A 24,016-nucleotide genomic window follows, 5' to 3' on the forward strand; every position below is an offset into this window, starting at 1 on the left:
TGTGACAGAGCCAGCCCGAAAGAACAGGTCTGCAATCGAATGCGCTGCCCTGTTTACGTAGTTTGTGGGGTTTTGACCCTGGGAATGTGGACAATCAGGGCTTTTTCCGGATTTCGATATGCCGTCCGGCGCGTTCCGGACGGGGCAAGCCGGCATGGGCTTCGGCGAGCGCGGTCAGGCCCGCATGAATGTCTTCGGGCCAGGGGCTGACCTTGCGGGCGTTCATGTCGACGTGCAGGCTCATCTGCTCGGAGGTCGCCGACAGCCAGCCGTCTTCGGCGTGACGCAGTTCCTGATAGAAATGGGCGCGCTTTTCGTCAAAATCGATCAACTGCAACGTCACCACCACCGGCGCGCCCGCCTCCAGTTCGCGCACGTAGCACACATGAACTTCCGCCGTGAAAAACGATGCACCACGGGTTTTGACATAATCGGGACCCAGACCGATGCGCTGAAAGACATTGTCGACAGCAGTATCGAAGAGCACGTTGTAATAGGCCATGTTCAGATGACCGTTGTAGTCGATCCAGTCCTCCCGGACCGTCATGATTTCACTTTCGACCGGTTCCGTCTTCCAACGTACTGTCATCGATCTTCTCCCGGTGGTATCAGGTTTCAGGACACAAAGGCCGTTACGGCTTTGACCAATCGGATTTGGGCTAACATATTCAGGTTGTTACCGCACGGCCAATGCCGTGCATGGGAGGAGTGAACATGCCGGATTTGGCAAAGGCGCCGGACGAAGCGCTGGCGGTGGACACACATGGGGCGACCGCAGCGGTCATTTCGAAACTCAAGGACCGGTTTCAGGACCGCTGTGCCACGTCGCCTGCGCTGAGGCAGCAGCACGGACACACCACCACCTGGCTTGAGAACCAGCCGCCCGACGCTGTGGTTTTCGCCGAATCCACGCAGGAAGTGGCGGACGTGGTGCGGCTTTGCGCGGAGCACAAGGTTCCGGTTATTCCGTTTGGTGCCGGGTCTTCCCTTGAAGGACATCTCAACGCGCCTTTCGGTGGCATCTCGATCGATCTGTCGCGCATGAACGCGGTTCTGGAAGTGAACGATCAGGATCTCGACTGCCGGGTACAGGCCGGAGTGACGCGCAAGCAGTTGAACAGCTACATCAGGGACACGGGGCTGTTTTTCCCGATCGATCCGGGCGCCGATGCGACGGTCGGCGGCATGGCCGCGACCCGTGCCTCCGGGACCAACGCCGTGCGTTACGGGACGATGAAGGACGCCGTGCTCGGGCTGACCGTGGTGACCGCCGACGGACGCATTATCAAGACCGGCGGCCGGGCCAGGAAATCGTCGGCCGGGTATGATCTCACGCGGCTTTATGTGGGCTCGGAAGGCACACTCGGCGTGATAACCGAACTGACCCTGCGCCTGCATGGCCAGCCGGAAGCCATTTCAGGAGGCATCTGCACGTTTCCGGACATCGCCGCTGCCTGCAACGCGGTCATCACGACCATCCAGATGGGGCTTCCGGTCGCCCGTATCGAACTCCTGGATGCGATGCAGATCCGGGCCTGCAACACCTATTCCAAGCTGGATCTGGCCGAGACGCCGACCTTGTTTCTTGAATTTCACGGTTCGGAAGCCGGTGTCCGCGAACAGTCGGAAACATTTTCGGAAATTGCCGGGGAATTCGGCGGCGGCCCGTTCAAATGGGCGACCGCCGCCGAGGACCGGACCAGACTCTGGGCGGCCCGGCACGACGCCTACTGGGCCGGCAAGACCTTGAACCCGGAGGCCGATATCATGGTGACGGATGTCTGCGTGCCGATCTCGCGGCTTGCCGATTGTGTCGCGGAAACGGCCGAGGATATTCGCACCGAAGGGTTTCTGGCGCCGATCGTGGGGCATGTCGGTGACGGCAATTTTCATGTCCAGATACTGGTCAACCTCGACGATGCCGAGGAACGGCGCAGAACCGAGGCCTTCGTCGGGCGGCTGGCGTTCAGGGCGATCGATATGGGGGGCACCTGCACGGGCGAACATGGTGTCGGTCAGGGCAAGCAGAAATACATGGCCCACGAGCACGGCGAAGCCCTGGATGTGATGCGGTCCCTGAAGCGGGCGCTGGACCCGGACAATATCATGAATCCGGGCAAGATCCTGCCGCAGTCATGATATTGTATCGAATCAGCTCACGATGCTCGAACCGGAGTGCCGCCCGCCGGAATGGCCGTTGCGGGCCGGTGATGGTGAAACCGTGTTTGCAGTGCAGCGGCGATGGGGTAAACCTGTCCGGTATGGTTTCCGGTGACATCGCAGAACAAGGAGACATGGCCTGAACTCCTTCTACATCACTTTGGGAATTACCGTGATCCTGGTGCTGGTTGCAGCACTGGTGGGGCCGTTCTTTGTCGACTGGACCAATTACCGGTCCACGTTCGAAACCTATGCGGAGCGCGCGCTCGGGCACCGGGTGACGGTGCTGGGCGAGGCGGACCTCAGGCTTCTGCCCGCGCCTTCTATCAGCTTTTCCGACGTCCGGGTCGGCGAAGCGGAGGACCCGCTTCTGGTGGTGTCGAAATTCGACATGCGCGTCGAACTGCCGCCTTTGCTCAAGGGGGAAATCCGCGTCGTCGACATGGAGCTGGACCGCCCGCACCTGTCCCTTGCCCTGGACGAGGACGGCCGTCTGGACTGGCTCACCGCGATGACCTCCGACGGGGCCCTCGCCAAATTCGCACCGCAGGACCTGGCCTTCGACAAGGTCACGATCCGCGACGGTGCCCTGTCGATCGTCGATGCTCGTTCGGGGGAAACCCATCGCATCGACAACGGCAATCTGTCCGTATCGGCCCGCACGCTGGCCGGTCCGTTCAAGGCATCTGGAAGCCTGACCCTGAATGGTGCGCCCTATACCGTCAGTCTGGCGACGGGCAAGGCCCAGGACGATGCCGGCATACGGATCAAGGGGGAGGTGACCCCCACCGACAGGCCGGTCAATTTCGCCTTTGACGGCATGCTGCAGGAAGCTGATGCCGCGCCCGCCTTCGACGGGCGGTTCACCATCGCCTCCGTGGACCTGGACGAGGACGACCGCAACGAATGGCGTGCCGAAGGGCAGTTCACGGCCGATATTGCCGAGGTTGCGGTGCCGGACTTCGAATTCCGCTATGGACCGGAAGACCGCCGGCTCAGCATGACGGGAAACGCGGATCTGGTTTATGCCGGCGACAAGCGGTTTGAAATTCGTGCCAAGTCCAAGCAGATCGACCTCGACCGGCTGCTCGGCGGCGGGCCACAGGCACCGGTACAGATCGACGCGGCCGGAAATCAGTTGATCGCCGCGTTGCGGGCCGTGCCGCTGCCGCCTGTCGATGGCGTGATTTCCATGGATGTGCCGGCCCTGGTCGCCGGGGGCGGTATCATCCAGAATGTGCGGCTCGATCTTGAGACCATGCTGGGCGGCTGGCGGATTGCCCGCCTCGCCGGGCGTCTGCCGGGACGCACCATGGTCGCGACCCAGGGGGATCTCGGCCTCGAGCCCGCGCTGACCTATCGCGGCGCCGTGTCGGTCAGTTCCGACCAGCCCGGGTCCCTGCTGAGCTGGTGGCGCCAGGAGGACCTTGGTGTCAGTGCCATAGATCCGGTATCCCTGGAAGGGCGTCTGAACCTCGTTCCGGAAGGCGCGGCACTTGACAATCTGCGGCTGACGCTCGCCGGAGCGGAGGCGCGCGGCGGGCTTGCCTATCGCAAGCAGCGCAGCGTCAATTCGGTGTTTTCGCTCAGCCTCGATGCCGACCGTCTCGATCTCGACCAGATCGAAGGCCTCGCAGCCCTGGTCCGGCCCCGGCAGGCAGAGGCAGGCGGCTCCGGCGATACCACGGGCCTGGACGTGTCGGTGCGGCTGCGTGCCCGGCAAGTGGTTGCCCGCGGCGTGGAAGGGGAGGGCCTTTCACTCGAGGCGGAATATTCCGACGGCGGCCTGCGCATCGACCGCCTGTTCGCAGAGGACCTGGCGGGAGCACGCATCGATGTCGATGGCGAAATCCGCAACCTGCTGTCCGCGCCGGAGGGCGCCGTTGCCGGAACGCTCGATGCCCGGGACCTTTCTGGGCTGGTGGCCCTTGCGGCCAGCGTCTTTCCAGGAACGGTTTTTGTGGAGCGTCTCGAACGGGCCGCGGCAAGTCTTGTCCCGGCCAGGTTCGATGCCAGCCTGACGGCCGCCGCCGTCAACGATGCGACCGATATGACGCTCAGCCTTGATGGCACGGCCGGTGACGCCGAGGCGTCGCTGCAAGCGGCACTCAAGGGCCGTGTCGATGACTGGCACGCCGCAGAGATAGACCTTTCGCTTGGATTGAGCGGACCGGATGGCGGCAGGATGCTGCAACAGCTCGGTTTCGACATCATCCCCGTGGAGGCTGCGGGCACCGGCCGGCTTGCCATCACCGCGAGCGGTGTTCCGGAACAGGGTCTGTCGGTGGATCTGACGGCGGCCGTGGGGGCCTCGCAGTTCGATGCGAACGGCAGCCTCACGCTTGAAGAGGATGCCAGGCCGGAATACCGGCTGTCGCTGGCGGCCGAAACGGACGACCTTGCTCCCTTGGCACTGATGGCCGGACGTGTTCTGCCGGTGATGACGGGGACGATCCCGGCAAGACTTGCCGTGGATCTGGACGGCATCGGCAGCGCCCTGACCATCGGCAAAGCCGAGGGAGCGTTCGGCGAGACCCAATTCAAGGCGAGGCTGGAAGGCGATCTGGAACCGGCTCCGGGTGAACGCAACCGACGCTTCACCGGCGAGCTTGAAGTAAGCCAGGCCGACTTGCGCGGCTTGTCGGAACTCGTTCTGGGCCCGGACCAGTGGTTTGCCGCTGGCGACGGATCGAGTGTATGGCCGTCAGCACCGTTCGGGGCGCCGCTTCTGGATGGCTTCGACGTGACGCTCGATTTCCAGGCGGAGCGGCTGCTCTTGGACGGGGAGAGCGCGGTGACCGCGCCGCGCGGCGAGCTGCGCCTGTCGCCCTCGCGCATGCGTCTGGACGGTCTGACCGGTGCGTTTGCGGGCGGGGAACTCAATGGCAGTCTTTCTATCCGCAGGACGGAGGCGGAGGCCGCCATGTCCGGAAGGGTCAAGCTGGATGCCGCCGACATGCGGCAGTTGTTCTGGAGGCGCGAGGGCAGGGCCGTCGCTTCGGGAACGCTCGACCTCTTCCTTGAATTCGAGGGGGCCGGCCGGTCGATCTCCGCCATTGCCACCGGGCTCAGCGGCGGTGGCACCTTCGCGCTGGAAAACGGCGAGGTCCGGGGCCTCAATCCCAATGCTTTCCCGCTGGTGACGCGGGCAGTGGATTCAGGTCTTGATCTTGAAGACGAACGGATCCGCGAGGTCTTTGTCAGTCACATGGCTGCGGGCAGCCTGCCGTTCCAGCGTGTCGACGGCACGCTGACACTGGTGGGCGGCCGGTTGAGCGCCCGCAACGTGGTGGTGGACGCGCAGCGGGCCGAGATTTTCGGTTCGGCAGAACTGGATCTCGGGACCCATGAGCTCGATGCCGATTTCTCGCTGACCGTCGATCCGGGGGATGATGCCGTCACCGGAGCCGAACCTCAGGTCGGTCTCCTGTTCTCCGGGCCGGTCGAGCAGCCGGTCCGCCGCATCGATATCGCGCCGTTCACCGCCTATCTCACCCTGCGCGCCTTCGAACAGGAGGTCGAGCGGGTGGAAAAGCTTCAGGCCGAAATCCTGGAAAGGGATCGTCTGGTGCGCGAACTGAAGCGGCAAAGGCAGTCAGAGGCGCGCCGTGCGCGCATTGCAGCGGACGAGGCGGAAAAGGACCGCCTGCGGCTTGAACAAGGCTCCTCCGGGGACGCCCGGCAGGAGCCGGCGGAACAGGACAACACCAGTCTGCTGCCCCAGAATACTCCCCAGAATACTCCCCAGGATATTCCCCAGGGCACGCCCCGGGCGAAGGCACCGCAGCGGCAGAGCGGCGTTGTGTTGCCGGCGGTGCCGTTCGCGGATCGTATCCGTGACTTGCTGGATACATCGAGCACCGCATCGATCCCCTCGTCGCCATCCGCCAAGCCGGCGAGCGGCCTGCCTCCGCTCGAGCCGCCCGTTTCGATTGAAGATCTGATCACCCGGGATGTCGGCGGGCCTCTGCTGTTGCCCGGCACGCCGCAGTAGTCGGTGGGCCCGGAGAGCGCGGCCGGTCTTGCTTCGGAGTCAGTTCATGTGGATTTTACAAGAGTGAGCGCCCACACCCTGACGGCGGAGGACAGCGGATCCTGCGGATCGCGGCTGTCGTCGATTTCAGCAATCACGGTTGCAAGAGAGCGGTGCCGGGCGTCGGCATAACCGTCCACCACATCCCAGAATTCAGGTTCCAGCGCCAGACTCGTGCGGTGACCGTGGAGGGATAGCGAGCGTTTGACCAACGCCATGCCGGTTCACTCCCTGTCCTTGTCCCCGGAGGGACCGGGGCTTTCGAGACGGTGACTGTCGATATGGGTTTCAAGGTCTTCGCGGCGGCGGCGCGCGGCCTCGCGATCGGCCTTAGAGCGGCCATACAGGCGCCTGTTGTCTTCGGCCGCCTTGTCGCCGGCCTCACGCTTCTTGTGTTTGCGCGCCATGCGCAGATTGATGATATCCGCGCTCATTCATGAGCCCATGACGTTAGGGTTTCTTGCGGAACGCGTCCAGAGAGACGACTTCGCCGCCGCCCTCGCTGTCGGACGTCTGCAGGGCCACGGCATCCTTGTCGTTGGATTGCTCGCCCGCGGCTTCCTTGCCGGCATTCGCCGCGTCCGGCTTGGACTGGCCGTCGGCATGCTCCTGCTCGGCCTTGGCAAGTTCCTCGACGGCCTCCAGCAGTTCTTCGGGAAGCTCTTCGGCCGTCTTGCCCGGATCGAATTCGAGGGCGAACTGCACGGACGGGTCGAAGAAACCCTTGATAGCCGAGTACGGCACCAGCAGTTTTTCCGGAACGCCACCGAAGGAAAGACCGACTTCGAAGGCATGCTCACCGATGGCGAGGTCCCAGAACTGGTGCTGAAGCACGATGGTCATTTCCTGCGGATAGCGTTCTTTCAGACGCTGCGAGATGCGCACGCCGGGCGCATTGGTGTCGAAGGCGATGTAGAAGTGATGGTCTCCGGGCAGTCCGGTGCGTCCGACTTCGGCAAGTATTTTCTTGACGGCGCCACGCAGCGCGTCCTGGATCAGTATGTCGTATCGCAGAAGGTCTTCAGACATCAGGTTTCGTCGAATCTCGCTGGGAATGTCGTTTATCCCGAACACTTTGACGGTCCGGGGTCAAAAAGAAAAGGCTCTTTTCCAGGTGAACCCAGATTATTGTGGCGTTCGCGCACAGGATTGCCGCTGCCTGCACTGGCGGACCGGCCGCGGGAATTTTGGAGAAGAGAAAGTGGAGGCTTCTGTTGCCAGGTGCCTCCGGACCCCGCCTGAAGGTGCTACCCTACGGGACTTGGTGGACTACCGGCACTGCGTTACGCAGCGACAGCGTTGTCCATAGCATAGTTGTCATTTGCAACTACTAGAATAGCCCGATAACGGTGGTACAATGCCGAGCAAAAGACCAGTCTTTACGCCCTCGTCGATCCTATTTCGCCCCCGCCGAAACCCATAACATTTCCGTATGTTGGCCGCATGGGCTTGGGTGGAGGCGCCGGGTACCGCCCCCGGGTCCGATAGGTTTATTGCACTGACAGTTTATTGCCGTAGCTGGCGAACCAGCATCCCTGATATAGGGGCTTTGGAGCTGAAATGAAAGGGGGATGTCGCATGCCGGACAGTTCGCCGGCTCAATCGGTCAGGAACCGCAGCGTCGCAAGGCAACCTGGGGAAAGTCCGTGTGAAGGGCTGTGTTTTCGCGAAAATCTGCGACATTACCAGCAGTCTCAAGAGCAAATGATCAAAGGCCGGACCCGTGCAGCAGTATCTCGACCTCATGCAGAAAATCCTGGACGAGGGCATCGACCGGGGAGACCGGACGGGAACCGGAACGCGGTCGCTCTTCGGTCACCAGATGCGGTTCGACCTGTCCGCGGGCTTTCCGCTGGTCACCTCCAAGAAGCTGCACCTGAAATCGATCATCCACGAGTTGCTCTGGTTTCTCGCCGGCGACACGAATATCGGCTACCTCAAGGAAAACGGGGTGAAGATCTGGGACGACTGGGCCGACGAAAACGGTGAACTCGGACCTGTCTACGGCTACCAGTGGCGCTCCTGGCCGGCGCCGGACGGCCGTTCCATCGACCAGATTGCCAACCTGCTGGAAATGATCCGCACCAATCCGGAAAGCCGCCGGCTGATCGTGTCGGCCTGGAACCCGGCGCTGGTCGACGAAATGGCGCTGCCGCCCTGCCACGCCCTGTTCCAGTTCTACGTGGCCGACGGCAAGCTTTCCTGCCAGCTTTATCAGCGCTCCGCGGACGTGTTTCTGGGCGTTCCCTTCAACATCGCCTCCTATGCGCTGCTGACCATGATGGTCGCCCAAGTGACGGGCCTGAAACCGGGCGACTTCGTGCACACGCTCGGCGATGCGCATCTGTATTCCAACCACTTCGATCAGGCGCGCGAACAGCTCACGCGGTCGCCGAGGCCGCTGCCGCAGATGAAGATCAATCCGGCGGTCACAGACCTGTTCGCGTTCAAATTCGAGGACTTCGAACTGACCGGCTACGATCCGCATCCGCATATCTCGGCGCCGATTGCGGTGTAACGCTCACGGGTTCAGCCCACCTCAAACCACGACATCATGCCGGAGGCCGCGTGACCGAGCATGTGGCAGTGGATCAGCCACTTGCCGGGATTGTCGGCGACGAAGGCGATCTTCACGGTCTCGTCCGGTTCGGTCGTGAAAGTGTCGCGCCAGTCCGGATTTTCCAGCTTTTCACCGTTGCGTTCCAGCACCCGGAAATGATGGCCGTGCAGATGGATCGCGTGGGCAAAAGCTGTGTCGTTGCGGCTTTCCAGAACGATGGTTTCGCCGCGCGCGGCGGTGAACATGGGCGTTTCATCCATGCCGGCCTTGCCGTTGAAGGCCCAGAACAGCCCGTCCTGCATCATTTTCCGCAGATCGTCTTCCGTTCTGCCCGTCATCATGCCGCGCATGCCGCCCATGGCGCCGCCCGCCATGTCCAGAGGCAGGATCCGGGCGGTTTCGAGGTCCGGTTCCGGCAGGGTATTTGCCGGCGGCACGCTCAAGGGACGGTCAGTCGCCGTTGCAGCGCCCACCTTGAAGGTCGCGAAGGTGAACGGCTTGCCGGTCATGGTTTCGAAGGCAATGTCTCCGGTCTCTTCCGGCCGCATCACCAGGTCCATGCGCTGCGCCGGCGACAGCCGGACCGTACCGGCGATGTCGCGGGGGGCGTCGAAGCTCTGGCCGTCCATGGCCATCACCCTGGCACCGAAGCGGGACGGGGCGATATCCAGTACGCGTGAGGCGGAACTGTTGATCAGGCGCAACCGGTGCCAGCGTCCCTGTTGCAGCGGGATCTGCGGCATGGAAGCCCCGTTGATCGTCAGCCAGTTGCCGAGCCGGCCGGCGTGGGATAAATCGTGCCTGGCACCAAAACTTCCGGTTTCCAGAACACCGTTGTCGTCGAGCCGCCAATCGTTCAGCATCATGGTGATGTCGAGCGCGGGATCGAACGTCGGTTCGTTCTCCTCGACAATCAGGGGGCCCGCAAGTCCGCGCGGCACCTGGTTCCAGCTCATGGTGTGGGCGTGGTACCAGTAGGTGCCGGCATCGGGCACCACGAAGTCGTAATCGAAACTCTCGCCGGGTTTGACCGCTGGTTGCGTCAGTCCGGCGACGCCGTCCATCGCATTGTCGATGCGGATGCCGTGCCAGTGCACGGAGGTCGGCTCGTCCAGTTTGTTGATGAAGCGGACCCGGACACGCTGCCCGCGCGTTACCCGGATGTCCGGGCCGGGCAACCGGCCGTTATAGAGCCACAGGTCCGAAAGGCCGCCGTGCTTGCCATACAGCCGGGCCCGGCCTTTTTCCGCCGTGAGCTCAAAAAAGCCGTCATCCGACTGTGCCATGGAAAACGCGGGTGTCAGCATGCTCGTGCACCCGGCCATGGAGGCCTTCAGAAACGATCTGCGATTCACCTTGTCGAACCTCCCGGACTGCACGTTGATGCCACCCCGCTGCAACAATGGTGGTTCCAGCGGCTGGAAGGTCAAGGCCAAGGCCGGAAACGGCGCCGCCGGCGGCCAGAATATACTCGCGTTTCGTGTCTGGGAGCCTCATTGTGGACCGCATTTGACGAAAGGAATTGCACACAATGGTTTCCGCGAACGGTGTTTCCCTGTCTCCCCACGCACTTGCTGCTGAAAACCGCGGCTTCGACACGGGAATTGGCCGCAAGCTCTGCGCGGGGGTCGATTCCGGGCTTCTGCCGCATCTTCATGCGGTGCTGGCGGAACGGGGCGGCGAGACCGTGCTGGAAAGCTACGGGACCGGCCCGGACGAGAATTGGGGCGTGCCCCTGGGCGAGGTGCGTTTCGGCGCGCAGACGCTGCATGACCTGCGCTCCGTTTCAAAGAGCATCGTCAGCCTGCTCTACGGCATTGCGCTCGAACGCGGCGACGTCCCCCGGCTCGATACGCCGCTGCTCGAGCTGTTTCCGGGTTATGAGGACCTGGCCGAAGACCCGCAGCGCAACCGTCTCACTGTCGAGCATGCGCTGACCATGACACTTGGCATGGACTGGGACGAAACCCGGCCCTATACCGATCCGGAAAACAGCGAAATCGCAATGGAACGCGCCCCGGACCGGCTCCGCTATATCCTGGAACGCCCGTTTGTCGCGGATCCCGGAACGCGCTGGATCTACAGCGGCGGCGCGACGGCTCTGATCGGCGCGATCCTTGAATCGGGAACGGGCCGCAAGCTGCCCGACCTTGCGCGCGAAGTGCTGTTCGGTCCGCTGGACATAACGCGGTTCGAATGGAGCGCTGGTCCGGACGGAACCCATTCACCCGCCTCGGGTCTGCGGTTGAATGCGCCCGATCTGTTGAAGATCGGCCGGCTGGTTCTGGACAATGGCTTGCACGCGGGCCGCCGTCTCGTTCCGGAAGCCTGGATTGCAGCCTCGCTGACGCCGGTTATCGCGACCGGAGAGGGGCCCGACTACGGCTACTTCTGGTTCTGCGGCCAGGCACCGGTTCCTGCTCTCGGCGGGCCGACACCATGGTTCGCGGGCTTCGGCAATGGCGGTCAGCGGCTCTGGCTCTGTCCAAAGGCGGATGTGGCGGCGGTGATCTTTTCGGGCAATTACAACGCCTGGAACGCCTGGGTTGCGCCGACCCGGGTGTGGAGCGAGATCATCCTGGCGAACCTGCGGGAAGCCTGAGCCTGAGCCTGTCTCACCGACATGGTTTTCGCGCATTGATGCCTGGGCAACAGCCGAACAAGCCTCATTCCGGGGAGGGCCGGCGGCCCGTCATGACGGACGGGCCCTTGCTCCGGCGTGCGAACACCGGATCTATCGTGGTGCCTTGTGCGCCACGACCAGATCCCGGTACCAGTGCGCGCTGGCCTTCGGCGTGCGGACCTGGCTGTCGTAATCGACATGAACGATCCCGAAGCGCATGCTGTAGCCCTCGGCCCATTCGAAATTGTCCATGAGGCTCCAGAGGAAATAGCCCTTGACCGGAACACCTGCGTCACGGGCGTCAAGCACCGCGCCGAAATGCTGTTCCAGATAGTCGATGCGGCGCTGGTCGCTGACGATGCCGTCCACCAGAGCGTCATTGTAGCAGGCGCCATTTTCGGTGATGTAACATTCCGGCAGCCGGTAGCGCGCATAAAGCTCTTTCAGCAGGTCCGACAGACCCTTTTCATGGACTTCCCAACCGATATCCGTGAGCTCCGGGCCCGGTTCCGGCGGATTGGCGCGGGCCTGCGGATAGTCCACCGCTTCAGGGACGTGGGAAACGCGCATCGGCGTGTAATAGTTCAGGCCCCACCAGTCGAGCGGTTGGCCGATGGTCTCCAGGTCGCCATCGCGGATGTCCATCCTGTCGCCATAGGCTGACAGGATCTCCGGGTGATAGGTTCCCTGAAAGACCGGCGAGAAGAAGATGTCGTTGTGGAACAGGAAGGCACGGTCCGCGGCCGCCTTGTCTTCCGGCTTCTGCGTTGCCGGATAGATCGAGTGGGCATTGATCACGATGCCCATGGGCAGGTCCGGGCGGACGGCGCGGGCGGCCCGGGTGGCGAGGCCATGGGCAAGGTTCAGCGTGTGCACGGCCTTGGCGAAGGCTTCTGCGTTCTTCTCGCCCGGGGCGTGAATGCCGTAGAGATGGCTCAAATGGCAGATGCACCAGGGTTCGTTGACGGTCGCCAACGCGTCCATCCGGTCGCCGAGGCGCCTGACGACGACATCCGTGTAATCGGCGAAAGCTTCGGCCGTGCTGCGGGCGGTCCAGCCGCCGTCACCGGCCAGAAGCAGCGGCAGGTCCCAGTGGTAGAGCGTCGGATAGACCTTGAGGCCGCGTTCGATCATGCCGTCGATCAGGCGATCGTAGAAGTCCAGTCCCTTTTCGTTCACCGGACCGCGTCCTTCCGGCAGGATCCGCGGCCAGGCGATGGAGAACCGGTAACCGTCGACGCCAAGGGATTTGATCAGGTCCAGATCGCTTTCCCAAAGGTGATAGTGATCGCAGGCGACGTCGCCGGAATGGCGCTGGAAGACCCGGCCGGGCATTTTCGAAAACGCGTCCCAGATACTCGGCTTGCGGCCGTCCTCGGCGGCAGCGCCCTCGATCTGATATGCGGCGGTCGCCACGCCAAACAGGAAATCCTCGGGAAAGCGCTGGGCCAGATCTTTGGGAGAAGCCATCTCATCTCGTTTCATGGTCAAATGAACATGGTGAGTTGATAGTTTCCAAAGCGCTTTGGATCAAGCTTTTTCCTGCAAGTTATACAAGTATCTCCAGACCGGCAGGGCCGGCGTCCATACCTTGACGAGTGTGGCGATGGCGGTTTCGTCCTGAACCGTGCCCGTGTCCGGAAGATCCCGCCAGACGGCGAGCCCCTTGTGCCTGGCAAGATCCGCGTGCGGATGATCCTTCGGGAAACCGCGCGGCACCTTGACCAGATCGGGATCGGAAACCTTGAACCCGCAGCTTCCGGCCGCATTCAGCACCTTGGTGACTTCGCCGCCCCGGCCGGCCTCCAGAGCAGCTAGATAGGCGCCAAGGACCGGTTTGGAAAATGTCATGCAGCCGGTACCCAGCCGGATGTGGTCCGGTTCGATCGACAGGAAAAATCCCGGCGGCTGCGCGTCCTTGCCTTCAAATGCGGCGCTTGCCGGCCAGAAAGCCATGCGGATATGGGTGTTGTAGGGTGTCTTGTCCCTGGAGAACCTCAGGTCCCGGTTGATGCGGAATTGTTTTGAGGCGATTGTGCAGCCGGTCAGGTCGGCGAGCGCATCGGCAAGGCCGGCGCGGAAGGCGTCCGCGGGTATCTTGACCAACCGCTGATAGTCAGCCTTGTTCCTGTCGAACCAGTCCCTGGAATTGTTGGTGGCGAGATCCTTCAGGAACCGGAAGGTACCCGGTTGAAATGCAGGGGCGGTCATCGGTCCCCCTTTCCGGATTTCATGCTTTTCGGCTTCGGTGCCTTGGGCGGCAGAGCACAGACATAGGCCCTGGCCATCTCGACCCAGTGCCGCAGGTCGTCGTCGGTCTCGATCCCCTCCGGTTCGATCCGGATGAAGCCCGGCATCGGCCGGCCGGTCGGCCTGCATTGTGCGGCATGGGGCCGCGCAAGTGCCTCGGCCTCCTGTTCCTTACCGACCCGTGCCATCAGGCCGCGTCTGGAGACGCATACAAGCATGTTGCCGTTGACCATGAAGCAGGTGCCGCCGAACATGCGCTTCTGCTCGACGGATGTATCGGGTATCAGCGCGCGGGTGCGCTCGATGAGCACGGTTTCCATCAACTCGGACATGGTCGGTTTTCTCCCTTTTCGACCCTGGTTACCGGCAAGGACGGCTGGCCGGGGCCAAAACCGACACCGGCCCGAAAAGAGGGGCGATTTGCCAAGACCGTTCTGAATCATGCTAGGAGGCGCATTGGGAAAAGAAAACCGGATTCGGAGGGGCTGTTGCCCGAGCTTGTCCTTATCGCCGTTGTGGCACGGAACGGAATTATCGGTGCGGACAATGACATGCCCTGGAAGCTGTCGTCCGACCTGAAGCATTTCAAGAAGCTGACGCTCGGCAAACCGGTGATCGTTGGCCGCAAGACCTTTCTTTCGTTCGGCGGCAAACCGCTGCCGGGGCGGCCGCATGTGGTCATCTCGCGCGACCCGGATTATGCGCCTCCAGGCGTGGAAACCGCAACGTCGCTGGAGGCCGCGATCGCACGGGCTGCCGCTCTGGCAGTGGACCTCGGCGTTGACGAGATCATGTGCATCGGCGGCGGACAGATCTACGCGCAGGCGATGGCATCAGCCGACCGGCTGGAGATCACTGAGGTGGAGGCGGCTCCCGAAGGCGATACCTGTTTTCCCGCAATCGACCCGGCGCTGTGGCAAGAGACCGCCCGTGTGAAGGGCGAGCGCACCGACCGGGACAGCGCGGATTTCACCTTCGTGACCTACCGCCGCCAGGATTGCCAAGGCCGGGTAGAGACCAGATGACCCCAGACGACACTCTCCAGTTCAGGTGGGCGGCCTTCGACGAGTTGGAACGCCTTGATCTTCATGACCTGCTCAAGCTTCGGCAGGACGTGTTCATTGTGGAACAGGCCTCTCTTTACGCGGATATCGACGGCAAGGATCCCGAAGCGCTGCATTGTCTGGTCCGGTCCGGGCAAACAGGCGCGTTCCTTGGGGCGATCCGGCTGTTTGTCGACCCTGAGCGCACCTCCGCGCGGATCGGCCGTGTGGTGATCGCGCAGGAGGCAAGGGGCGACGGCCTGGGCAGGTCGATGATGCAGGCGGGAATCCTCAAGGCGGAGGAACTGGCGCCGGACTGCGAAATCCACGTGACGGCGCAAGCTCACCTGGAAAAATTCTACGGGTCGCTGGGCTTCAGGCGCGCCTCTGAGACCTATCTCCAGGACGGGATTCCGCATATCGACATGATCCGGCCCTGATATTCGGGTAGATTCCGACTGCTTGGGGCGGCTAATTGTGCCGGACTGCTTGACACGGCCTGTTTCAGGTCCCACCTCCGGCGCGGGGAAATTTAAGGCTTTTGTCGAGGTTCGGGAGATGGGCTTGCCGTTGAAAGCTGACGGCAACCTCCCTATAACCAACGGTGAGTCAGAAGGGGTGAACCCCCATGCCCGGCAGCGCCTGCCGGGCATCACAGAAGGAAATATTGATGCCTTGGAGCAATCAGTCAGGTGGCGGTGGTCCCTGGAAAGGTGGCGGAAACGGCGGCGGCCCCTGGGGCGGCGGTGGAAACAACAACGGCCCCTGGGGAGGAGGATCGAACCGGGGAGGCGGCGGTAATCCCCCCGATCTGGAAGAGCTCCTGAAACGCACGCAGGACCGCATGAAGAATGTGCTGCCGGGCGGCGGTGGCGGCGGACTCGGTGTCATCGGTGTCCTGATTGTCATCGGCGTGGTCGTGATCGGCTGGCTGGCGACCGGTTTCTATGTCGTCGACGAAGGCGAAGTGGGCGTGGAACTGGTGCTCGGTGAAGTGACCGACCAGACCCCTCCGGGCCTCAACTACAACTGGCCTTATCCGGTCGGGGAAGTTTACCGGCCCAAGGTCGAGCTTCAGCGGGAAACCACCGTTGGCGTGGATGAAATCGTCAGCAGCGCCGGCGTGGTCCGGTCCCGGGACGTTCCGGAAGAAAGCCTGATGCTGACCGGCGATGAGAACATCATCGATGTCGGCTTCAAGGCGCTCTGGCGCATCAAGAACACCCGTGAGGGGATCAGCGACTACCTGTTCAACATCCAGGACCCGGCCTTGACCGTGAAAGCGGTCGCCGAGAGCGCAATGCGCGAGGCGGTTGGCGGCTCGAACATCGATTCGATCCTGACCGAAAACCGTGTCGCCATCCAGAATGACGTCGTTACCCTGATGCAGACCACGCTGGATTCGTACCGCGCGGGCATCGAGATCGCCGAGGTGCAGATGCAGCGCGTGGATCCGCCTGCACAGGTCATCGACTCCTTCCGCGACGTTCAGGCGGCGCGCGCCGATGAAGAGCGGATCAGAAACGAAGCCACGGCCTACGCCAATCGGATCGTACCGGAAGCGCGCGGTGAAGCGGCCCGGGTCGAGGAAGCGGCCAACGCCTACAAGGATCAGACCATCGCCGAGGCGACCGGTCAGTCCCAGCGTTTCACCAAGATCTACGAACAATACGTGAAGGCGCCGGGTGTCACCCGCCAGCGTATGTATCTCGAAACCCTGGAGAAGGTTCTGGGGTCCAACAACAAGATCATCATTGATAGCGACTCCTCCGGATCTGGCGTGTTGCCTTTCCTGCCGCTCAATGACCTGAACGGACGGGGCAACTCCGCCACGTCGGCACGGACCGGAGGAAACTGATCATGCGCAGTGGAATTCTCGCAATCATCCTGATCGCCGTCGCCGTTCTCGGCTACATGTCGATCTTCATCGTCAACCCGACCCAACAGGCCCTGGTCCTGCAGCTCGGGCGGATCGTGGAAGAGCCGAAAACCACACCGGGCTTCTACTTCAAGTATCCGTTCATCCAGAACGTGGTCTACATGGACAAGCGCGTCCTGAACCTGAACATGCCGCCGCTCGAGCCGATTTCCTCGGACAAGAAGCGCCTCATCGTGGATGCGTTCGCTCGCTACACGATCTCGGATCCGGTCCTGTTCTACCAGCGTGTCGCCAACGTCCAGACCGCCAACCGGCGTCTGTCCACCCTGCTTCAGTCTTCCCTGCGTTCCGAGATCGGCCGTACCAGTTTCGCCGCCCTCGTGCGGGACGACCGTTCCGGTGTGATGGAAAACATTCGCCGGGACATCAATGCCAATGCCGAGGAACTCGGCATCGAGGTGATCGACGTGAAGATCCGCCGTGCGGATCTGCCGGATGCCAACTCCCAGGCCATCTACGCCCGGATGCAGACGGAACGTCAGCAGGAAGCCACGGAAATCCGCGCACAGGGCGAAGAAGCCGCCCGCCGGATCCGGTCCCGCGCGGACCGCGATGCAACCGTCCTGGTGGCCGAAGCCAAGCGGGATTCGGAAATCAAGCGCGGTGAGGGTGACGCGGAGCGGAACCAGATCTTCGCCGAGGCCTTTGGTGCCGATCCCGAGTTCTTCGCCTTCTACCGGTCCATGCAGGCGTATGAAGCCGGATTGCGGTCGGGCGACACCAGCCTGGTGCTGTCTCCGGACTCCAGTTTCTTCCGCTTCTTCAAGGATCCGATGGGCGTGTTGCCTTCGGCCAAGAATGATAATGACAGTCAGGGGGTCTCCGACCGGTCGCCGTCACTTGCCGCTCAATGAGCGAGCTGGTGACCGCGCTGGGCCTGGTCCTGGTGCTTGAAGGTGTTCTCTACGCGCTCGTGCCCGGTGGCATGAAGTCCATCATGCGCAGCGCGCTCGAGACACCTGACCAGACCTTGCGCCTGACGGGCCTTGTCGCGGCGGTGATCGGCGTATTTCTTGTGTGGATCATTCGCGGATAACGAAAAGTTTTCGGGCGGGAGGCGCAAAAACGTCCCGCCCGTTCTATATTCTGGTTCAAGAACCAGTAGAAACCCATCGGCTGACTGCTCGGTGCACACAAATCGAGCAGCACGTCCAAGGCTGGGATGAGGAGAAAGCCCTATGGCTCCAGAATTTATTCGCCGCCGGATGATCCGGGGCGCGATGGCGGCAGCAGTCATCCTGCTTGGCGGAATGGCTGCCTTTCAGCCTGCCGATACAGCCCGGGCCCAGGGGCCGGTTTCCGTAGCGGACCTTGCCGAAGACCTGGGGGATGCGGTTGTGAATATTTCCACAGCCCAGACCGTGCAGGGCCGGCGCTCGGTGCCGATGCCGGAAGTGCCGGACGGCTCGCCGTTCCAGGAATTCTTCGAGGAATTCTTCAACCGGCAGAACCCCGGAGAAGACCAGGCGCGCCGTGTGCAATCCCTGGGATCCGGCTTTGTCGTCGACGGGACCGAAGGCATCATCATCACCAACAACCATGTCATTGAAGGGGCGGATGAAATCACCGCGAATTTCAATGACGGCACCAAACTCAAGGCGGAAATCATCGGTACCGATGAAAAGACCGACCTTGCGGTTCTGAAAGTCGAGCCGGAAGCCCCCTTGAAGGCCGTCTCGCTCGGAGATTCGGACTCCATCCGCGTGGGTGACTGGGTGATGGCCATCGGCAATCCGTTCGGCCTCGGCGGAACGGTTACGGTCGGTATCGTGTCCGCACGTAACCGCGACATCAATTCCGGACCCTACGACAACTTCATCCAGACCGACGCCTCCATCAACCGGGGCAATTCCGGCGGACCGCTGTTCGACATGGACGGCAACGTGATCGGCATCAACACGGCGATCATCTCGCCTTCCGGCGGCTCCATCGGCATCGGTTTCGCAATTCCGGCCAAGACCGCCACCCGGGTGATCGAGCAACTGCGCGAATTCGGCGAAACCCGCCGCGGCTGGCTTGGCGTGCGCATTCAGGAAGTCACTGACGAAATCGCGGAAAGCCTCGGCATGGACGAGGCCATGGGCGCGCTTGTCGCCGGCGTGACCGACGATGGACCTGCCGCCAAGGCGAAGGTCGAGCCGGGTGATGTCATCGTCAGGTTCGACGGCAACGAAGTCGAGACGATGCGTGAACTGCCGCGCATGGTTGCCGAGACGGCCATCGGCAAGGACGTCGAAGTGATCGTCCTGCGCAAGGGCGAAGAGGTTACCATCAGCGTGACGCTCGAACGCCTGGAAGAGAACGAGATTGAGGAAGCAAGCGCGACCACCGATGACCAGCCGGAGGACAAGCCCGCCGAAAAGAGCAAGGTGCTGGGCATGATGCTGGCCGAGCTCGACGATGCGCTGCGCAAGCAGTTCTCCATCGAAGAGGGGGTCACCGGCGTTGTTGTTACCGAAGTCGAGCCGGGCACATCCGCCGAGGAAAAGCGGGTCATTGCGGGCGACGTCATCAAGGAAGTCGCGCAGGAACCTGTCGAGACACCGGCCGATGTCGAAGCCCAGGTCGAGAAGCTGAAGGAAGACGGCCGGCGTTCGGCGCTGCTGCTGCTGGCCAATCCGTCCGGCGATGTCCGCTTCGTACCTGTCAGGATCGAGGACGAATAGGCCGCAGCCTGACCTCGACGAAATTGAAAAGGGCGCCCGGTGTGGCGCCCTTTTTGTCTCCGGAGTTTGCTCGCAATCGCAATTACCGACAGGTGTCAGCTCAGGACGAAATCGTGTTCCGCGTAACCCTGCAGGTAGAGCAGGGCGGTCAGGTCGCCGTGATCGATGCGGAAATCGGCGGCTTCGGCAACGGCCGGCTTGGCGCGGTAGGCGACGCCGGCGCCCGCGCGCTCGATCATGGCAAGATCGTTGGCGCCGTCACCCACTGCGAGGGTTTCCTCCAGGGACAGGCCCCGGTCCGCGACCAGGTATTCGAGACGGGCGCGCTTGGCCTCCTTGCCCAGGATCGGTTCCCGGACCTCTCCGGTCAGCAGGCCGGTGTCTTCCAGCAGCGTGTTGGCCTGGTTCTCGTCGAAGCCGATCATGTTGGCGACAACCTTGGTGAAATGGGTGAAGCCGCCGGAGACCAGCGCGCAATAGGCACCGTTCGCCTTCATGGTCTGTACCAGGGTGCGGCCGCCCGGCATAAGCTGGATGCGCTCGCTGAGAACCGTGTCTATGGCCGAGACCGGGAGGCCTTTCAGGAGGGCAACGCGTTCGCGCAGGGCTGGCTCGAATTCGATCTCGCCGCGCATGGCCCGCTCCGTGATTGCCGAAATCCGGTCTTTCAGACCAAGTTCGGCGGCCAGCTCGTCAATGCATTCCTGGCGAATCATGGTGGAATCCATGTCCGCGATCAGCAAGCGCTTGCGGCGGCCGCTCTCAGGCTGCACAAAGACGTCAACGGGGGCCTGGCCGACGACGGAGCGCAGTTCCGCTGCCGCGGAGCTTGTATCTTGTCCTGAAAACCGGATATCGGCTGCAAGTCCGGGGCTCAGAACGGTGGTTGTCCCCGATACGCCAAGAGCGTCGGACGCCCTGCGGACAAGGTCCGTATCGACGGCGGGCGCTGTTGGTGTGGACACCAAGGTGGCGACGAGTGACATGGACGATTCCTTGAAAGGCAGCGGGACAAAGGCTTTGGGCAAACGCGCCATTCTGATAGCCGGGCCGACGGCCAGCGGCAAGTCCGCATTGGCGCTGTCGCTGGCCAAATCGTTGAATGGCGTCATCATCAATGCCGACTCCATGCAGCTCTATCGGGATCTGCGCGTGGTCAGCGCGCGGCCTTCTGCCGAAGAAGAGGCCGAGGTTCCGCACCGGCTCTACGGGGTGCTGCCGGCGTCGACCGCGTTTTCCACGGGCGCCTGGCTGCGTCTTGCCGCCGGGGAGCTTCAGGCGGCCGGTGACGCGGGCCGCCTGCCGATCCTGATCGGCGGCACGGGGCTCTATTTCAAGGGTCTGACGGAAGGCTTCGCCGACATGCCCGAAGTGCCTGACGCCATTCGGGCGGAGGCCAGGGACCTTGCCGACAGGGAGGGAATCGAGGGGCTTCGCCGGGAGCTTGCCGCCCGGGGCGATGAGGAGACGGCCGCACGCCTTGGCGATCCACAGCGTCTTGCGCGGGCGCTGGAAGTGCTGATGGCAACCGGCACGCCGCTGGCCCGCTGGCAGAGCGCGCATCAGTCGGAGCCGCTGCTTGCGGCAGAGATGTGCCAGCGTGTCGTGCTGGCTCCGCCGCGGCCGTGGCTGCATGAGCGGATTGCACGGCGCGCGGAGCTGATGCTTTCCGAAGAGGGGATTGCGGAAGTGCGGGCCTTGCTGGAACGACACTTGCCGGCCACGCTGCCGGCCATGCGCGCCATCGGCGTTCCGGAAATCGGCGCCTTTCTGGCCGGCAAGGCCGATCGCGCGGAAACGATCCACAGGCTCACTGTTGCAACGCGGCAATACGCGAAACGTCAGGAGACGTGGTTCCGGAATCAGATGGGTGACTGGCAACGGGTTGATCCTTCGGACGAAATCAATCTGGACCGATTTCAGCGCCTTTCATGAGATGACAATGGCAACTTCGACGATGTGCGGTGCAGCGGGAGTATCACCTTAACCTGTTGGTACTGCGGATATATTTTTGCCTCTTTTGACAGTATGCTGGCGACTGCCATGGGGATGGCACAATTCAGGGTTACATAAATCCGGTACGCAGCCGGAGCCGCTTTTGCGGAGGCAGTGCCCGCTGCGTGGATTTCAATTCTGGGAGAACACTGTGCAGACGATCTTTCTCGAATGCGGTTCGGTGCGGCTTGTCCCATTCGCTCCGGCCGATATCAATCTGCTCAAGGACCTTCATTCCGATCCTTTTGGAAACCGGTGTACGGAGTTTTCGACCAACTGCTCCGTCGTGGATGCCGCCGAACTGGTGCGGTCCGCACAGCAGACACAGGACGATCTGGGCTTCGCGAAATGGAAGGCGATTTCGGCCGATGAGGCGTTCCAGGGCTGGGCCGGGTTCACACCGGTCAGCGAGACTTCTGAAATCAGCCTGAACTATTGCCTGCGCCACGATCTGCTTGAGCGCGATCAGGACCTGCCCAAACGCCTGTGCCGGTCGCTGTCCGAATGGTTTTTCGAGAACACCTATTTCTCTCACCTGGTCGCCGTGGTGCGCACCGACAACCGGTCGATGCGCGAAGTGGTTCAGGACAGCGGATTCCGTCACCGGGAAAGCAAGGTGATCGAAGGCATGCAGGCCGATGTCTTCCAGCTTTTCAGTCCCTCGATGCAGTCCTACCTTCTGAGCGCCTGAGACGGACTGCCCACCCATACCCACACATACTGAAAAGGGCCGCTCGCGCGGCCCTCGGCATGTGGACAGGTTCTCAGTCGGACAACGCGGACAAGCGCAACGACGCTGCGCGCTGATCCGGGATCCAGCGTGTCAGCGCGAGCGAAAGCGAGCACCTGAGCAAGTCAAACATCTGAAACAAGAAGCAATAACGCGCCTGCAGCGCGAAGTATGGGCTGGATTCCGGCTCTGGCCATGCAGTTGCGCTGCAGACCGGCCGGAATGACGCCAGGGGTTTGTCAGCCGTTTGAGGGCCGCTTGCGCGGCCCTTTCAGATGACGGTCTGCGGTTCGGCTGTTACACCGCCTGCAAGGCGCCCGGGTTCCCGGTCTGCTGGCGCAGGGCCAGCTTGTTCATGGCCGAGACATAGGCGCGGGCCGAGGCGACCAGCGTGTCGGTGTCAGCGCCCTTGCCGGTGGCGATCCGGCCGCCGGCTTCCAGGCGCACGGAGACTTCCGCCTGCGCGTCCGTGCCTTCGGTCACCGCATGAACCTGATAGAGCGACAGGGTCGCCTCATGCGGCACGATCGACTTGATCGCGTTGAAGGTGGCGTCGACCGGGCCGTCGCCGGTGGCTTCCTTGGTGATGTGCTGGCCATTGACATCCATGGTCAGGATTGCCTTCTGCGGCCCGCCGGTGCCCGCAATGACCGTCAGCGCGATCACCTTGGTGCTTTCGCCCAGGACGCTGATTTCATCCTCGACCAGGGCCTCGATGTCCTCGTCATAGACATGCTTCTTGCGGTCGGCGAGGTCCTTGAAGCGGCGGAAGGCATCCTGCAGGGCATTGTCGCCCAGATCGAAGCCCAGCTCCTTCAGCTTGTCGCGGAAGGCATGACGTCCGGAATGCTTGCCCATGACCAGCGATGTGGCTTTCACGCCGACATCTTCCGGGCGCATGATTTCGTAGGTCTCCGCATTCTTCAACATGCCGTCCTGGTGAATGCCGCTCTCGTGGGCGAAGGCATTCTTGCCGACGATGGCCTTGTTGTACTGGACCGCGAAGCCCGACGCGCCGGCGACCATCTTGGATGCGCGCACCAGGAATTTCGGATCGATCCGGGTCTCGAAGGGCAGTGCGTCGCCGCGGGTCCGCACTGCCATGACGATCTCTTCCAGCGCCGCATTGCCCGCGCGCTCGCCGAGGCCGTTGATGGTGCACTCGATCTGGCGGGCGCCGCCGGCCACACCGGCCAGGGAATTGGCCACAGCGAGCCCCAGGTCGTCATGGCAATGGACGGAGAAGATCGCCTTGTCGCTGTCCGGCACCCGTTCGCGGATCTGCTCGAACATGGCCTTGTATTCGTCCGGCGTGGCATAGCCGACCGTGTCCGGCAGGTTGATGGTGGTTGCGCCGCACTTGATGGCGGCCTCCACGCAGCGGCACAGATAGTCGATCGGGGTGCGCGTTGCGTCCATCGCCGACCATTCGACGTCGTCGATCAGGTTGCGCGAGCGGGTCACCGTGTCGGTGATGATGTCCAGAACCTGTTCTTCCGTCTTGTTCATCTGGAACTTCAGATGGATCGGCGAGGTCGAGACAAAGGTGTGGATGCGGCCCTTGCCGGCATGTTTGACGGCGTCGCCGCAGCGATCGATGTCGGCGTGGATGGCGCGCGCCAGCCCGGCGATCACGGAATTTCTGGAGCGTTTGGAGATCTCGCTGACGGCTTCAAAGTCGCCATTGGACGCGATCGGGAAGCCGGCCTCGATGATGTCGACGCCCATGTCGTCGAGGATTTCGGCGATCTGCAGCTTTTCTTCCAGTGTCATCGACGCGCCGGGCGACTGTTCGCCGTCGCGCAAGGTGGTGTCGAAGATCCGTATCTGATCCTTCTGGGATGTGGCGGTCATGGTGTTTTGTCCTGGCTTGGATCTGTCCCGTAAACGGTGTTGGCGCGGGCGGTGCGATCCGGTGTTCGTGATGCGGTTTTTTTGAAAAACTCTCCCCCAAGTGCCCGTTCCGCAACAAAAACGCGGATCAGCCGACGCTCAGGGGCATCTAAGAAGGAGGAGA

22 protein-coding genes and 1 other RNA gene are annotated in these 24,016 nt (G+C 62.6%); 12 read left to right on the forward strand and 11 right to left on the reverse strand.

The genetic code is table 11. The features are described from left to right. Positions 1-94: 94 nt before the first annotated feature. Positions 95-589 (reverse strand): thioesterase family protein, encoded by a 495-nt coding sequence (locus WNZ15_RS05355; protein WP_342891925.1) that lies wholly within the window; start codon positions 587-589, stop codon positions 95-97. 125 nt (positions 590-714) lie between these two features. On the opposite strand from WNZ15_RS05355, the gene WNZ15_RS05360 reads away from it, so the two are divergent. After that, a complete protein-coding gene (locus WNZ15_RS05360) occupies positions 715-2,139 on the forward strand; it encodes an FAD-linked oxidase C-terminal domain-containing protein (RefSeq protein WP_342891926.1) in 1,425 nt (474 codons plus the stop codon). 181 nt (positions 2,140-2,320) lie between these two features. Beyond that, positions 2,321-6,154: an AsmA family protein gene (locus WNZ15_RS05365; protein WP_342891927.1), complete on the forward strand. Its 3,834-nt coding sequence runs from the start codon at positions 2,321-2,323 to the stop codon at positions 6,152-6,154. Positions 6,155-6,198: 44 nt separating this feature from the next. Here WNZ15_RS05365 and WNZ15_RS05370 read toward each other — a convergent pair whose 3' ends face one another. From WNZ15_RS05370 to ssrA, 4 genes are all read right to left on the reverse strand, one after another. Then, a complete protein-coding gene (locus WNZ15_RS05370; RefSeq protein WP_342891928.1) occupies positions 6,199-6,411 on the reverse strand; it encodes a ribbon-helix-helix domain-containing protein in 213 nt (70 codons plus the stop codon). Between the two features lie 6 nt (positions 6,412-6,417). Continuing rightward, positions 6,418-6,627, reverse strand: a complete 210-nt coding sequence (locus WNZ15_RS05375) for a DUF4169 family protein (protein ID WP_342891929.1) — start codon at positions 6,625-6,627, stop codon at positions 6,418-6,420. Between the two features lie 16 nt (positions 6,628-6,643). Then, complete coding sequence (locus tag WNZ15_RS05380; protein ID WP_342891930.1) at positions 6,644-7,222, reverse strand: SspB family protein; 579 nt, start codon at positions 7,220-7,222, stop codon at positions 6,644-6,646. A 171-nt stretch (positions 7,223-7,393) separates the two neighbouring features. After that, positions 7,394-7,763: a transfer-messenger RNA gene (gene ssrA / locus WNZ15_RS05385) on the reverse strand. 153 nt (positions 7,764-7,916) lie between these two features. Here ssrA and WNZ15_RS05390 point away from each other — a divergent pair. Then, positions 7,917-8,711: a thymidylate synthase gene (locus tag WNZ15_RS05390; RefSeq protein ID WP_342891931.1), complete on the forward strand. Its 795-nt coding sequence runs from the start codon at positions 7,917-7,919 to the stop codon at positions 8,709-8,711. Positions 8,712-8,722: 11 nt separating this feature from the next. Here the strand turns inward: WNZ15_RS05390 and WNZ15_RS05395 are convergent, their stop codons facing one another. After that, a complete protein-coding gene (locus WNZ15_RS05395; RefSeq protein WP_342891932.1) occupies positions 8,723-10,108 on the reverse strand; it encodes a multicopper oxidase family protein in 1,386 nt (461 codons plus the stop codon). A 176-nt stretch (positions 10,109-10,284) separates the two neighbouring features. On the opposite strand from WNZ15_RS05395, the gene WNZ15_RS05400 reads away from it, so the two are divergent. Then, on the forward strand, positions 10,285-11,355 hold the full coding sequence (locus WNZ15_RS05400) for a serine hydrolase (protein ID WP_342891933.1): 1,071 nt from the start codon (positions 10,285-10,287) through the stop codon (positions 11,353-11,355). A 132-nt stretch (positions 11,356-11,487) separates the two neighbouring features. On the opposite strand, the gene WNZ15_RS05405 is transcribed toward WNZ15_RS05400, so the two are convergent. Genes WNZ15_RS05405 through WNZ15_RS05415 form a run of 3 tightly spaced genes read right to left on the reverse strand, consistent with a single transcriptional unit; the run spans position 11,488 to position 13,958 of the window. Beyond that, the gene (locus WNZ15_RS05405) at positions 11,488-12,846 is read right to left on the reverse strand and encodes a GH1 family beta-glucosidase (protein ID WP_342891934.1); all 1,359 of its coding nucleotides are present in this window, start codon (positions 12,844-12,846) and stop codon (positions 11,488-11,490) included. Positions 12,847-12,906: 60 nt separating this feature from the next. Beyond that, positions 12,907-13,587: a DUF2461 domain-containing protein gene (locus WNZ15_RS05410; protein WP_342891935.1), complete on the reverse strand. Its 681-nt coding sequence runs from the start codon at positions 13,585-13,587 to the stop codon at positions 12,907-12,909. Then, the gene (locus tag WNZ15_RS05415) at positions 13,584-13,958 is read right to left on the reverse strand and encodes a TfoX/Sxy family protein (protein ID WP_342891936.1); all 375 of its coding nucleotides are present in this window, start codon (positions 13,956-13,958) and stop codon (positions 13,584-13,586) included. The genes WNZ15_RS05410 and WNZ15_RS05415 overlap by 4 nt, the downstream gene beginning before the upstream one ends. A 156-nt stretch (positions 13,959-14,114) precedes the next feature. Between WNZ15_RS05415 and WNZ15_RS05420 the strand changes: the two genes are divergently transcribed. The 6 genes from WNZ15_RS05420 to WNZ15_RS05445 all read left to right on the forward strand — a co-directional run bounded on the left by WNZ15_RS05420 (position 14,115) and on the right by WNZ15_RS05445 (position 19,274). Then, a complete protein-coding gene (locus WNZ15_RS05420; RefSeq protein WP_342891937.1) occupies positions 14,115-14,651 on the forward strand; it encodes a dihydrofolate reductase in 537 nt (178 codons plus the stop codon). Then, on the forward strand, positions 14,648-15,109 hold the full coding sequence (locus tag WNZ15_RS05425; RefSeq protein WP_342891938.1) for a GNAT family N-acetyltransferase: 462 nt from the start codon (positions 14,648-14,650) through the stop codon (positions 15,107-15,109). The genes WNZ15_RS05420 and WNZ15_RS05425 overlap by 4 nt, the downstream gene beginning before the upstream one ends. A 230-nt stretch (positions 15,110-15,339) precedes the next feature. Then, on the forward strand, positions 15,340-16,527 hold the full coding sequence (gene hflK, locus WNZ15_RS05430) for an FtsH protease activity modulator HflK (RefSeq protein ID WP_342891939.1): 1,188 nt from the start codon (positions 15,340-15,342) through the stop codon (positions 16,525-16,527). 2 nt (positions 16,528-16,529) lie between these two features. Continuing rightward, positions 16,530-17,462, forward strand: a complete 933-nt coding sequence (locus WNZ15_RS05435; protein ID WP_342891940.1) for a protease modulator HflC — start codon at positions 16,530-16,532, stop codon at positions 17,460-17,462. Continuing rightward, entirely contained in the window at positions 17,459-17,644 is a 186-nt protein-coding gene (locus WNZ15_RS05440; RefSeq protein WP_342891941.1) for a DUF2065 domain-containing protein, read from the forward strand. Before WNZ15_RS05435 ends, WNZ15_RS05440 begins: the two co-directional genes overlap by 4 nt. A 214-nt stretch (positions 17,645-17,858) precedes the next feature. Continuing rightward, a complete protein-coding gene (locus tag WNZ15_RS05445) occupies positions 17,859-19,274 on the forward strand; it encodes a Do family serine endopeptidase (RefSeq protein ID WP_342892606.1) in 1,416 nt (471 codons plus the stop codon). A gap of 95 nt (positions 19,275-19,369) precedes the next feature. Here WNZ15_RS05445 and serB read toward each other — a convergent pair whose 3' ends face one another. Beyond that, positions 19,370-20,260, reverse strand: coding sequence for a phosphoserine phosphatase SerB (gene serB / locus WNZ15_RS05450; RefSeq protein WP_342891942.1), 891 nt, complete (start codon positions 20,258-20,260; stop codon positions 19,370-19,372). Between serB and miaA the strand changes: the two genes are divergently transcribed. Both miaA and WNZ15_RS05460 read left to right on the forward strand, forming a co-directional pair. Further along, entirely contained in the window at positions 20,259-21,209 is a 951-nt protein-coding gene (gene miaA, locus WNZ15_RS05455; RefSeq protein WP_342892607.1) for a tRNA (adenosine(37)-N6)-dimethylallyltransferase MiaA, read from the forward strand. The genes serB and miaA overlap by 2 nt on opposite strands. Before the next feature lie 211 nt (positions 21,210-21,420). After that, complete coding sequence (locus tag WNZ15_RS05460; protein WP_342891943.1) at positions 21,421-21,960, forward strand: GNAT family N-acetyltransferase; 540 nt, start codon at positions 21,421-21,423, stop codon at positions 21,958-21,960. A 336-nt stretch (positions 21,961-22,296) separates the two neighbouring features. Here the strand turns inward: WNZ15_RS05460 and WNZ15_RS05465 are convergent, their stop codons facing one another. Further along, positions 22,297-23,853, reverse strand: coding sequence for a 2-isopropylmalate synthase (locus WNZ15_RS05465; RefSeq protein WP_342891944.1), 1,557 nt, complete (start codon positions 23,851-23,853; stop codon positions 22,297-22,299). Positions 23,854-24,016: the final 163 nt, after the last annotated feature.

The organism is Roseibium sp. AS2 (genome assembly GCF_038900065.1).
GTDB lineage: Bacteria > Pseudomonadota > Alphaproteobacteria > Rhizobiales > Stappiaceae > Roseibium.